Source organism: Turicibacter sp. (genome assembly GCF_017941855.1).
Lineage (GTDB): Bacteria > Bacillota_I > Bacilli_A > MOL361 > Turicibacteraceae > Turicibacter > Turicibacter sanguinis.
In genome coordinates this window covers 25,280-38,960 of sequence record NZ_JAGAVR010000014.1, presented here as the reverse complement: position 1 = coordinate 38,960, position 13,681 = coordinate 25,280, and the positions used below count along the sequence as shown (strand labels likewise).

The 13,681-nt window shown below is 35.8% G+C and carries 9 protein-coding genes; 8 read left to right on the top strand and 1 reads right to left on the bottom strand.

Annotated elements, in window-relative coordinates; genetic code table 11:
* Positions 1 to 126: 126 nt before the first annotated feature.
* From uppS to J6D32_RS02550, 8 genes are all read left to right on the top strand, one after another.
* Positions 127 to 891 carry an undecaprenyl pyrophosphate synthase gene (uppS, locus tag J6D32_RS02585; RefSeq protein WP_006783767.1) on the top strand — a complete coding sequence of 255 codons (765 nt, stop codon included), beginning with the start codon at positions 127 to 129 and terminating at the stop codon, positions 889 to 891.
* Positions 892 to 904: 13 nt separating this feature from the next.
* A complete protein-coding gene (locus J6D32_RS02580) occupies positions 905 to 1,717 on the top strand; it encodes a phosphatidate cytidylyltransferase (RefSeq protein WP_006783766.1) in 813 nt (270 codons plus the stop codon).
* On the top strand, positions 1,718 to 2,875 hold the full coding sequence (gene dxr, locus J6D32_RS02575) for a 1-deoxy-D-xylulose-5-phosphate reductoisomerase (RefSeq protein WP_006783765.1): 1,158 nt from the start codon (positions 1,718 to 1,720) through the stop codon (positions 2,873 to 2,875).
* Between the two features lie 14 nt (positions 2,876 to 2,889).
* Positions 2,890 to 4,146 (top strand): RIP metalloprotease RseP, encoded by a 1,257-nt coding sequence (rseP, locus tag J6D32_RS02570; RefSeq protein WP_006783764.1) that lies wholly within the window; start codon positions 2,890 to 2,892, stop codon positions 4,144 to 4,146.
* Between the two features lie 122 nt (positions 4,147 to 4,268).
* Complete coding sequence (gene proS / locus J6D32_RS02565; protein ID WP_006783763.1) at positions 4,269 to 5,531, top strand: proline--tRNA ligase; 1,263 nt, start codon at positions 4,269 to 4,271, stop codon at positions 5,529 to 5,531.
* A gap of 210 nt (positions 5,532 to 5,741) precedes the next feature.
* Entirely contained in the window at positions 5,742 to 10,328 is a 4,587-nt protein-coding gene (locus J6D32_RS02560) for a PolC-type DNA polymerase III (RefSeq protein ID WP_009607161.1), read from the top strand.
* A gap of 134 nt (positions 10,329 to 10,462) precedes the next feature.
* Positions 10,463 to 11,212 carry a YybI family spore inner coat protein gene (locus J6D32_RS02555; RefSeq protein ID WP_006783761.1) on the top strand — a complete coding sequence of 250 codons (750 nt, stop codon included), beginning with the start codon at positions 10,463 to 10,465 and terminating at the stop codon, positions 11,210 to 11,212.
* Positions 11,213 to 11,329: 117 nt separating this feature from the next.
* Complete coding sequence (locus tag J6D32_RS02550) at positions 11,330 to 12,244, top strand: alpha/beta hydrolase (protein WP_055163665.1); 915 nt, start codon at positions 11,330 to 11,332, stop codon at positions 12,242 to 12,244.
* A 16-nt stretch (positions 12,245 to 12,260) separates the two neighbouring features.
* Here the strand turns inward: J6D32_RS02550 and J6D32_RS02545 are convergent, their stop codons facing one another.
* Positions 12,261 to 13,565, bottom strand: coding sequence for an MFS transporter (locus tag J6D32_RS02545; protein WP_147633521.1), 1,305 nt, complete (start codon positions 13,563 to 13,565; stop codon positions 12,261 to 12,263).
* Positions 13,566 to 13,681: the final 116 nt, after the last annotated feature.

The following is a 13,681-nucleotide window of genomic DNA, read 5'->3' as shown; positions in this document are numbered from 1 at the left end:
AAGGTTAATAAAAATATTAAAGACATTGAGATAATTTGTATAAAACCTACTTTGTCTGTGGAAAAAAGATGGTAAGTATATTAAAATATACAGGATAGGTTAATTTTATGAAAGGCGGTTTCTTGAATGTTCTTTAAAAAGAAAACGAAGACACAGGTAAGTAAAGAGCAGATTTTAAAAGCTCCTCTACCTCAACATATAGCGATCATTTTAGATGGCAATGGAAGATGGGCTAAAAAAAGAGGATTACCAAGAACAGCCGGTCATCAAGAGGGCGCGATGAATGTCCGAGAAATAACAAAGTTATGTGGGAAACTTGGTGTAAAAGCATTGACGGTCTATGCTTTTTCAACTGAAAATTGGAAACGCCCTGAAGAAGAAGTTAAATTTTTAATGAAACTTCCGTTAAAATTCTTTGATGAGTTTGCACCAGAATTAATCGAAAATGATATTAGATTAAAGGTCATTGGGAATACTGAAGACTTACCGACTGAATTACAAGAGAAAATTAGGGAATTATCACACCAAACAAAAGATAATCAAACGATGACATTAACTATTGCACTTAATTATGGTTCTCAGGATGAAATTAAACAAGCTGTTCAACAAATCGCTAAAGAAGTGAAGGCTGGAGAACTAAAGGTTGAAGAAATTACTGAAGATGTTATTGAAAATCATTTAATGACGCACGATTTGCCTCCTCTTGATTTAATGATTCGGACGAGTGGAGAGCAACGCATTAGTAATTATTTATTATGGCAGTTAGCTTATGCAGAGTTATATTTTACCTCTGTGGCATGGCCAGATTTTAAAGAAAATCAATTGTATGAAGCCATTTACGATTATCAAAAACGTAATCGACGTTTTGGTGGATTAACTGAAACCAAATAAAGGAGAGTAAAAAATGAAGCAACGCGTATTGACAGCTATTGTCATCATTGCAATAGGATTACCCATTTTGATTTATGGGAGATTACCTTTTATTATTTTAGGGGTATTACTTGCTCTAGTTGCCTCTCAAGAAATGATTGATATGAGAGAAACAATTTCTAAGACACCAGTAGAGATTAAAGTATTTACGATGATTGCAATCTTAATGATTGTGTTTAGTTCATTTGATTTTAGAACATTGAGTTTTACAGGGACACTTGTTTTTGGACTGGGAACCATGGCATTATTTCTGTTTATTTTATTACTTGCAGTTGTTACGAGAAAGCAATTTACAGTTAATGATGCCGGATACTATTTGTTAACAATCTTTTATATCGGATCTACTTTTCATTCTATGATTTTCTTACGCTCACTTGGGTTAAATTTATTTTTATTTATGATTATCGTAGTGGCCGTAACCGATTCTGGTGCTTATTTTGTAGGACGAAAATTAGGTAAACGTAAATTAGCCCCATTAATTAGTCCAAATAAAACAGTGGAAGGATCAGTTGGTGGAACGATCCTTGGTGTTTTAGTTGGAAGCATTTTTGGAGTGATAACGGGCGTTTCAGATCATGTTATCGTTTTAGCCATGATGAGTTTAGTTGTAGCAGCTGTCGCCCAATTTGGAGATTTAGTAGCCTCTTCAATGAAACGTGAGTATGGAATCAAGGATTTTGGAACATTATTCCCAGGACATGGTGGCGTTTTAGATCGATTTGATAGCCATTTATACGCGTCATTAGCTTTATATATTTTAATTAATGTCATGAATGTGGTGATTTAGATGAAAAATATTTATTTATTAGGAGCAACAGGTTCTATCGGAACACAAACATTAGATGTCATTCGCATGCATCCTGAGGCGTTTCGTTTGATTGCTTTTTCATCAGGACGTAATATCGAATTAACGAAGCAGATTATTGAGGAGTTTCAACCTGCTTATGTTTCAGTCATGGAGGAAGAGTCAGCAATGACTTTAGAGGCGTTATATCCAAACGTTGAATTTGGGTATGGAGCACAGGGACTTGAAAGTGTGGCAACTTATCAAACCGATTTAGGTGGTGAGGATTTTGTTGTCACAGCAGTCATGGGGTCTGTTGGATTACTTCCGACATTAAAAGCGATTGAAATGGGGCGCAATATTGGAATTGCAAATAAAGAAACCTTAGTCACAGCAGGACATCTGGTGATGGAAAAAGCGAAGCAGCATGGTGTTAAACTGTTGCCTGTGGATAGTGAGCATTCAGCTATTTATCAATGTTTACAAGGTGAAGATGCTAAAGCGATTAAGAAGCTAATTATTACAGCCAGTGGTGGATCGTTTAGAGATTATACCCGTGAAATGTTAAAAGAAGTGACACTTGAACAGGCCTTAAATCATCCTAACTGGTCAATGGGAGCTAAAATTACGATTGATTCGGCGACGATGATGAATAAAGGGCTAGAAGTCATTGAAGCGCATTGGCTGTTTGACATGCCATATGAACGAATTGAAACGATTTTACATCGCCAAAGTATTATCCATTCAATGGTTGAATTTGAGGATACGAGTATTATTGCGCATTTAGGAACGCCTGATATGAGAATTCCGATTCAATTTGCGATGAGCTATCCAGAGCGTATGGATTTAAAACAAGGGAAGTCTTTAAATTTAGCAGAAGTTGGAACATTGGAATTTAAGCCAATGGATTTTGAACGTTTCCCATGTTTAAAAATGGCATATGAGGCGGGGATGCAAGGGGGGAGCTGTCCGACTGTTTTAAATGCCGCAAATGAAGCAGCTGTTGATTTGTTTTTACGAAATAAAATTAGCTTCTTAGAAATTGAGACAGTGGTTGCGGAGGCCTTAAACAAACATCAAAAGATTGACCACCCATCACTTGAACAAATCTTACAATTAGATCAAGAGGTTAGACGAGATATTCTAGCAAAATATGAATAATAGAGGGTGAATAAATGTTAGGAATTTTAAGTTTTATTATCGCACTAGGTGTTATTATTTTAGTTCATGAACTTGGGCATTTTATTGTAGCTAAGAAGGTCGGAATTTTATGTCATGAGTTTTCAATTGGTATGGGACCAGCCGTATGGAGCAAGAAAAAGGGAGAAACGACTTATTCAATTCGTGCTATTCCACTCGGTGGTTATGTGGCTATGGCTGGGGAAGAAGCCGAAAAAGAAATGGTCAAAGTGGGACAAAAAGTTGGATTATTACTTGGAAAAAATGCTTGTGTTGAAAAAATTTATCTAAATCCGGAATTAAGAACCGATTTAGTAGTTGGAACGATTACAGAGATTGATTTGTATAAAGCCTTAACGATTAGCATTGAAACAGAACAACAACACGTTTATCATTATCAAGTTGATCATGATGCTTTTTACGTATTTGATAAGGGATCCCAGCAAATTGCGCCATACGATCGTTGTTTAGAGTCAAAATCTAAATGGGCTCGTTTTGCGACAATGGCAGCGGGAGCAACAATGAACTTTATTTTAGCGATTGTTTTATTATTTATGGTAGGACTCGTCAATGGAGAAACGATTTATTCTAATAGGTTAGGAACGATAGTAGATGACTCCCCGGCACAAGTGGCAGGATTACAAGTAGGCGATCAAATTATTGAGTATAATGGACAAAAAGTTGAGTCATGGGACGACTTAATTAATGCCATTGATTCGACAACAGAGGAAACAACCGTTGTGATTGAACGAAATAATCAAACAAAACAATTAGTGATTACTCCTAATCTTGTAGATGGAACACCAAAAATTGGAATTGGGGTTGATTATGAACATCCACTTCGCAGTGAACATTCACTTGGTTATGCGATTAAATATTCTGCGCTACAAACGAAAAATGCTTTTATGCAAATCTTTGAAACGTTTAAAATGTTATTCGTGACAAAAGAAGCAGGGGTTAGTGATTTAGCAGGGCCCATTGGAATTTATACGATGACGTCTCAAGTGGTCACATATGGATTAACCTCATTTGTTATTTGGATTAGTTTCCTAAGTGTTAACATTGGGATTATGAATTTACTGCCATTACCTGCGCTTGATGGTGGACGTATTTTATTTGTTTTAATCGAAGCCGTTATTGGACGTCCGGTTGATCGTAAGGTAGAAGGATATATTCATGCAGCTGGATTAATTTTATTCTTAGGATTATTTGTTTTTGTTAGTTTTAATGATGTTCTTCGTTTATTTAAGTAAGAACTCGAAAAACTAACTTGAAATGAAGGGTAAAAGATGCGATAATGAAACATTGAAAGTATATGTATGTCGAATTTTACTATTAATTATGGTAAATGTCGCATTCTTTAGGAGGACAAACAATGAAACAATCGATGATGTTTATTCCAACATTACGTGAAGTTCCTAGTGATGCAGAAATTCGTTCTCATCAATTTTTACTTCGCGCTGGATTTATTAAACAAGTAGCAGCGGGAGTATATACTTATTTACCACTTGCAAAGCGTGTTTTAAATAATGTTGAAGGAATCGTTCGTGACGAATTAGATGCCATTGGCGGAAATGAATTATTAATGCCAGCGTTACAACCAAAAGAATTATGGGATGAATCAGGACGCTGGGATGTCTATGGTTCAGAGTTAATGCGATTAACAGATCGTAATAATCGTGAATTTGCATTAGGTCCAACACATGAAGAAGTTATTACTCATGTAGTTCGAGATTTCTTAAATTCATATAAAAAATTACCATTAACAGTTTATCAAATTCAAACGAAGTTTCGTGATGAAGCACGTCCTCGTTTTGGATTAATGCGTGGTCGCGAGTTTATTATGAAGGATGCCTACTCTTTCCATGCCACACAAGAATCTCTAGATGAAGCTTATAACAACTTTGTTAAAGCTTATACAAATATTTTTACTCGTTGTGGATTAAACTTCCGTATGGTAGAAGCTGATAGTGGACAAATTGGCGGATCTCAATCTGCTGAGTTCATGGCATTAGCTGAAGTTGGTGAAGATACTATTGTTTATTCAACAACAGGTTCGTTTGCAGCTAATATTGAAGTTGCTGATTTAGAGGTGGGAGCTCCATCTCCTGATGGTGTAGGCGTTGTGGCACATGCTAAAGGAATTGAAGTTGGACATGTGTTCAAATTAGGAACAAAATACTCAGAACCAATGAATGCGGTATTCTTAGATGAAAATCAAAAGAAACAACCAATTATCATGGGATGCTATGGAATTGGAGTTAGCCGTGTGATGATGGCGGTTATTGAACAAAACAATGATGAAAATGGAATGATCTGGCCAAAAGGAATTGCTCCATTTGATATTCATGTTGTTCCAGTTGATGTGAAAAAAGCGGATCAATTAGAAGCAGCAGAAAATATCTATGCTGAATTAAAAGCAGCTGGATTTGAGGTTTTATTAGACGATCGTAAAGAGCGTGCAGGGGTTAAATTCTCCGATGCTGATTTAATTGGGTTACCAATTCGTATTACGGTTGGCCGTGGAATCGCTGATGGAATTGTTGAAGTTAAAGTCCGTCAAACAGGTGAAGTTGCTGAAGTAGCAGTGGCTGACTTAATGACATTCGTTAAAGAAAAATATGAAACATTAGCTTAGTTAGAAACCCTCTCAAAAGAATTTGAGAGGGCTTTTTATATTCTTAGGTATAATAATGAAGTAATGGCAGAAATTATAGGAGTTAGTAAGCGGTTAAGGCCATTCGACATAACGATTTTTTTAGTGAAAATAGTTAGAAAAAATGATAAAATGAATAAGTTGCAATTTATAAGATAAATTGAAAGTAATGATTTAAAAGGGGGGAAACCCATGCAAAAACAAATGGAAATTTTGCTAGAACAAATTCAATATCCTGATCATCAGCTTTTTTTATTTGAGCAAAAGATGATTGAAAAGGTGGATGCCCTACGAAAAAACCAAGAACTGATTTTTCACTTAGTATTTGATACACCCTTAGTTCCAGCAGCTTTTTATGAATTTTATTCCCGTTTTGATCAAACGTTTAGTAAAATTCAAACGATAAATCAAGCTTCTTTTTTAATTAGATATTTAAGTCAGCCGACTGAAGAACAAATATTAGAATATTGGCCACTTATGATTGAATATTTAAGTCGTCAAGATTTATTAATTCGTTGTTTAGAAAGCTTTTCAGTTAAGGTTCAGACAAATGAGTTACACATTGAAGTGAAAGATGAGCATTATTATAACGAAATTGAACAAAAGTATGCCAATAACATTTTAAAGGCGTATGAGCGTTTTGGATTTGGATTACAGACAGTAAAACCTGTTTACTCTGCTAATGCCAAGTCAGACGCTGATATATTAGCAGAACGAGAAACGACGATGCCACAAATTGTTGAAGTACCTAAACCAGTGGAAGCCCCACCAGTGGAACAGCCTAAACCAAGCTATCGAAGTGAAAGCTATAGTGGAAGCCGTGGAGGTTATAGTCGTAAGGAACCTGAAGTGACAGATACTTCAATCGGTGGTCCAATTAATGGAAATCCGATGAGTTGTAAAGAAATTGACGATGAAATGAGTCGCTGTATTTTAGAAGGTTATATTTTTGATGCAGAATCACGCGACATTCGAAATGGTGAAATGTTACTCGTGACGGCGAAGTTTACGGATTATACCGATTCCATTTATATTAAAATGTTTGCCAAGTCAGCTGAAACAAAGAAAATGGTACCTAAACTTTTAGCAAAAGGTAACTGGGTTCGTGTCAGTGGGAAAATTCAATTTGATACGTTCTCAAAAGAGTTATCAATGATGGTAAATGCGGTGAATGTCATTGATGCCAAAACAGAGCCGAGAAAAGATTTGGCGCCGGAGGGTGAAAAGCGTGTTGAATTACACGTTCACTCTAAGATGAGTGCCATGGACGGCGTAACAGATATTGGTGATTATATTAAACAAGCTGCGAAATGGGGTCATAAAGCGATTGCCTTAACGGATCATGGAGTCGTTCAAGCCATTCCAGATGCCTATCATGCCGCGAAAAAAAATGATATTAAAATTATCTATGGAGTGGAAGGATATTTAGTTGAAGATGAACCCTTATTAGCTTGGAATGAGAAATCGATTCCGTTAAATGATGCCACGTATGTTGTTTATGATGTCGAAACGACTGGGTTCTCAACGAACTATGATGTGATTATCGAAATTGCAGCTGTCAAAATTAAAAACGGAACGATTATTGATGAGTTTTCTGACTTTGCTAATCCACATCGAAAATTATCTTTAAAAACGATCGAATTAACGCATATATTACAAAGTGATGTTGATAATGCTCCGGAGCTTGAGGATGTCATGAAACGCTTTAAAGAATGGTCGGAAGATTGTATTTTAGTCGCTCATAATGCGGCATTCGACATGGGACATTTAGAGCAAACATATAAACGTTTTAATTTAGGAGTTTGTGACAATCCTGTTCTGGATACCTTAGCTTTAGCGCGTGTCCTTTATCACCATCAATATGGAGTGTATTGGAACTATGCAACAGATGCGACCATTGATGAAAAATTTAAACGTAAGATGAAGCGATTTAACTTAAAAGCTTTATCAAAATTCTTTAAAGTTGATTTAACCCAACATCACCGTGCCATTTACGATGCGCGTGCAACGGGTCAGGCATTTATTCTAATGCTTCGTGATATTTTAAAATTAGACATTAAAACGCATGATGAAGTCAATCAGTTAGTCGATAAAGAAACCTCGTTTAAACTTGATCGAACAACACATGTGACGATTTTGGCGCAAAACCAAGTTGGATTTAAAAATTTATTCAAAGTTGTGTCGCAATCGATGACGTGCGATTTATATGGACAGCCACGTATTCGAAGAAGTTATTTACAAGCTCATCGAGAAGGATTGTTAATTGGTAGTAGTTGTGTAAATGGTGAGGTCTGGGAAAGTGCATTAAATAAGCCATATGAAGACTTACAAGAAAAGGCGAAATTTTATGATTATTTAGAAGTACAGCCACCCGAAGTTTATTCACATCTCATTGATCAAAACTCAAAAGAGATGGCTCAGTCCATTATCGAGACGATTAAAACGATTATAAAAGTGGGTGAAGAGTTAAATATTCCAGTGTGCGCAACCGGAGATGTTCACCATTTAAATCGTGAAGATAAACTTTATCGTCAAATTTATACGCGCACACCAATGATTGGAGGAGGACGCCATCCTCTAAATCATCCAGATATTAAAGAAATTCCAAGTATGCATTTTAGAACAACAGATGAAATGTACCATGATTTTAGTTTTTTAGATGAGGCGAAACAAAAAGAAATCATTGTCACTAATCCAAATGCAATTGCTGATTCTTGTGAAATGATAAAAGCGATTAAAGATGAATTGTTCACGCCTGCTGATGATTTCTTAAAAGATAAAGGGATTCCAAGTATCAAGGACCGTTTAACTGAAATGTGTTATGAAAGAGCACATGAGTGGTATGGGGAAGAATTACCTCAATATGTGCTTGATCGTTTAATTAAAGAGTTAAATAGTATTATCGGAAATGGATTTGCCGTTATTTATTATATCTCGCACATGCTTGTAAAAAAATCATTGGATGATGGTTATCTAGTAGGATCACGTGGTTCGGTTGGATCGTCTTTTGTTGCAACTTTGACAGATATCACAGAGGTTAATCCGCTATCACCGCATTACCGTTGTCCAAACTGTTTATTTGCGGCTTTTAAAATGAACGAAGAGGAGAAACAACGCTATGGAATCCGACCAGAGGAAGAAGCATTCCAAGACATTTTAGCAAATGCTGAATCTGGTTTTGATTTACCAGATGCAACTTGTCCACATTGTGGCACTAAGATGCGAAAAGATGGACATGATATCCCGTTTGAAACCTTCCTTGGATTTAAAGGAGATAAAGTACCTGATATCGATTTAAATTTCTCTGGTGAATATCAGCCAGTTGCCCATTTATATTGTCGTGAAGTGTTTGGTGATGACTTTGCGTTCCGTGCTGGAACGATTGGTACCGTTGCTGAAAAAACAGCCTTTGGTTATGTTAAAGGGTTCCTTGAAGATACCAATCGTGAAATGCGAACGGCTGAAATTGAACGAATGGCTAAAGGATGTGAAGGGGTTCGTCGTACATCAGGACAGCATCCGGGTGGGATTATTGTTGTTCCTAACTATATGGATATCTATGATGTGACACCGATTCAATATCCAGCTGATGATCCAACAGCAGAATGGAGAACCACACATTTCGACTTCCACTCAATTCATGATAATTTATTAAAACTCGATATTCTAGGGCACGATGATCCGACGGTTATTCGTTATTTACAAGATATCTCAGGTATTGATCCAAAAGATATTCCAACGGATGATCCTGAAGTTTATAAATTATTCTATTCAACAGAATCATTAGGGGTAACGCCAGAACAAATTCGTTCGACAACGGGTTCTTATGGGGTTCCTGAATTTGGGACACCGTTTGTTCGTAATATGTTAGAAGATACCAAACCGAAGACATTTGCCGAATTAGTTAAAATTTCAGGGCTATCACATGGAACTGACGTTTGGTTAAATAATGCGGCAGATTTAGTTTCCGGAAAATATGATAAGTTTGGAAAAGTTGAATTCAAAAATGTTATCGGATGTCGTGATGATATCATGGTTTACTTAATGTATGGTGGACTTGAACCTGCCTTAGCGTTTAAAATCATGGAGTTTGTTCGTAAAGGATTAGCGAGTAAAAATCCAGATGGATGGAAAGAATTTGAAGAAGAGATGCGTAAGCATAAGATTCCAGAATGGTATATTTGGTCATGTGGTCAAATTAAGTACATGTTCCCAAAAGCCCACGCGACAGCTTACGTTTTAATGGCCATTCGTATCGCGTGGTTTAAAGTTCATCATCCTATTTATTATTACTGTGCTTATTTCTCAAAACGTGCAGATGTTTTTGAAATGGAAACCATGATTAAAGGACCTGATGCCATTCGTAAACGTTTAGATGAAATTGAAGAAAAAGGGTTTGACGCAACACCAAAAGAGAAAAACTTAGTGACCATTTTAGAGATTGCATTGGAGATGACAGAGCGTGGTTTCTACTTCCAAAACTTCAATATCGAAGAATCAAATGCCGTAGATTTTAAAATTTCTGAGGATGGAAAATCACTCATTCCGCCATTTACGGCATTAGATGGTTTAGGAGAAAACGTGGCAAGACAAATTGTGGCTGCAAGGGAAGAAGCGCCGTTTGTAACCATAAAAGAAGTCCAACAACGTGGAAAAGTTTCTAAAGCCTTAATTGAAAAATTACAATTAATGAATGTTTTTGGAGATATGGAGCTTGGAAATGATAAACCAGCTAAAGCAGCAACGCAACCGCCAAGCAATCAATTAACTTTATTTTAAATGCAAAAGAGACTAGATATTAAATCTAGTCTCTTTTTTAAAGAAAAATATATTGTAAATATATTCATCCTTGCTCATAAATTCCCGATTCTAACTCATACTAACCGTATAAATGATGAAAGGAGAAGATTTGGATGTTTATGGATACGATGACTCCTCCAGCTATTGAGGCGTATATAGAAGTACAGACCCCCTATATCTTCGATATGAAGCTTGGAGATGTAACAGGTGATCAAGTTGATGATTTTATTTATTTAGCAGGAAGTAAATCAAGTCCAGATGCGATTTATCAAGAGGATTTGACACTTTTTATTGTAGATGGGATTACGAATGAAACAATCACACAAGTTTTACCATTAAAAGGAGGATATGGGGGAATGCTTTTTGTCGGGGATTTTAATCAAGATTTTATTGAGGATGTCTATGTATCGGTTAGTTCTGGTGGAAGTGGCAATATTAACTATTATTATTTATATAGTTTTAGAGAAAAAACGCCTATTCAATTGTTTGATTATGAAAAATTTAATGAAGAAACTCAATGGCAAGTGACGTTCCAAGACGGATTTAAAATCGAATTAACCAATGGGTTTAATCAAACGTTTAGATTGGATGTATCTAAAAAAGATTTACAATTATTATCTAAGTACTACAATCCGGATGGAAGCGTTAAGGGAACGATTAAAGGCGAGGTATTACCGCTCGGGGGATTGGCACCGATCATTACTCCACTAGGGAATGGAACTTACGATTTAGTGGCTTCGCAACGCATAATTGGAATTGCAACAGTTGATGATTTTGGTGTGATTGAAACCTATTTAACGTTTAAAGGACAACGTTTTAATCCATATGAAATTGTGGTGGGAGATCATCAATTTTTTAAATAAAGTGTATGAAAAGGGTATAAAACAATTGATTCATCTATTATGAACGTCTTAAGTAGTTGGAATACGTCAAGAAATATGGTACAGTATAGATATGAAAGATGAAAGGGGCCACATTTCTTGAAAGTTCAAATGGTAGATGGTCAGGATATAGAACTCTATATTTATGAACCACATGCAGATATTCGAACACGTGGAGTGATTCAACTCGTACATGGCTCATGCGAACACGCCGGTCGTTATGAAGCATTTATTAATTATTTAACAGATAAAGGATACATCGTTTATGCGAATGATCATCGAGGTCATGGTAAATCTGTTTCATCACCAGAGGACTATGGTTACTTTGGAGAGGAAGATGGATGGCAGATGATGGTGGATGACTTAAAGAGTATTAACGATTTAATTCATGCTCACAATCCAGAATTGCCAATTGTCATGCTTGGACATAGTATGGGATCTTTTCTCGCAAGACATTATGCGATTGATTATGGTGAAACGATTAATGGATTGATTTTATCTGGGACGGCACATAATCCGAAATTTTTGCTTAAGATAGGCCAATTTGTATCACGCCTAGCAAAACGATACCAAGGATCTAAACATCGAAATAAATTAATTAATCAGTTATCTTATGGAACATTTAATCGTAATCTTCCCAATGCTAAAACGGCTAGTGACTGGATTTGTTATGATGAAGAAGTCGTACGTGAATTCGTCGCCGATTCGAGTTGCGGATTTATTTTTACCAATGCCGGATTTTATGATTTATTTACGGGATTATTGTATATAACAGATGATAAAAACATTGAAAAAATGCCACATGATTTACCTGTTTTATTTATCTCGGGTGAGGATGATCCTGTAGGTGAAGAAGGTAAAATGGTAAAAAAAGCATTTCATGCAATGCAAAAAGCACAGCTAATCAATGTTCAGATAAAATTATATCCACAGATGCTTCATGAAATCTTAAATGAAAAAAATAAGTTAGAAGTTTATGAAGATATCTATAACTGGTTAGAAACAAATATATAAAAAAAGTCGTCTAATTCTAGACGACTTTTTTATGTTTGAATTTTAAGAAGAGACTTAGTTTTCCCCCTTTTTTATAACCGATAAAACTCGTTAAGATCCCCATTAAGGAAATAATAAAAAAGATATTAAAACTTAATTTAAATTGTTCAGCGCTATAATGACGAATATTATTAACGATACTTCCATTAAAGTTAAAGTCTAGTGTGAACCCAATAAATTGTGTCACAAGGGAACTAGCAATAAATTCACCAGCATTGATGACGCTACTGGCTAAACCACTATGTTTTGAATCGCAATAAGAGGTAATATCGGTAAAGGATAAGATGTGAGAGGTCGCCAAAAATCCCATTGAAAAAAATAAAAAAGGAAGAATCCAAAGAGGCGGGTTACCATTTACCCAAAATAAAAAATAAAACCAAATGAGCGAGATTCCCAGACAACAGAAACGTTGACAAACTGGGATATTTCCTTTAAATAATATTAACAATTTAGAAATAAAAAGAGAGCCTATGATCAGACCTAGTAAAATAAAGGAAATATAAAAGGAAGCGTGAGTTGAATTAATGTGATAGACGGTTGTTAAATAATTAATTCCCCAAACACCACTTAAAGCAGTGGTACATCCAACCAGTGTAAATAATGAGAAAAAGTTACGCCAAATCGCTTTATTTTTAAAAGTTGATAAAATCGCCTCCTTAAGTTCCAGTTTGGTTTGTCCTGGCTGTGAACCTAGTGGTGCATATCCGTAATTGGTTGGGGAATTAGAAACAAAGAAGTAGATTAGAATGGAAATCATGAGGCATAAAATTCCTGTCCCAATCATAGAAAATCGCCATCCTATCAAACCAATTAATATCGAAAGCGGAAAGGTAGCGGATAATCCACCAGCATTGCCAATGAAAGAAAGGAATCCTGATACTTTGACAAAGTCGTTTTTTGAAAACCAAATGGATTGTGCTTTTAAAACAGAGATAAAAATAACAGAGGTTCCAAGTCCGATTAGTAGGCGACCTAAAAAGGCTAAGGATAAATAAGGCGTCAATCCTAATAAGATGGATCCTATTCCTGTTATGAAGATTCCGATGCCGCTTACTTTACGATAACCGTAGTAATCCAGTAACAGGCCAGCAGGAATTTGCATGAGGGCATAAGTGTAGAACGTAACCGATGCGATTTGGCTAATTTCCGATGCGGTTGCATTTAGATCATAGCTTAAATAAGGTGAGATAACCCCCATTGCACCTCGATGAAACAGAGATAGAACAAAAGAAAAGGCTAAAATAATCCAAATTCTCCACTTGTAAAACTCATAACTTCTCATTAGAATTCTCCTTTTAAAACTAAATCAAATAACCCATTCATTATCAGTCATTGAGGTTTAAAAATCAAGTAGTCTATTCCAAAAATTAACAAATTAAAAGGCCCTATAAAAAATAG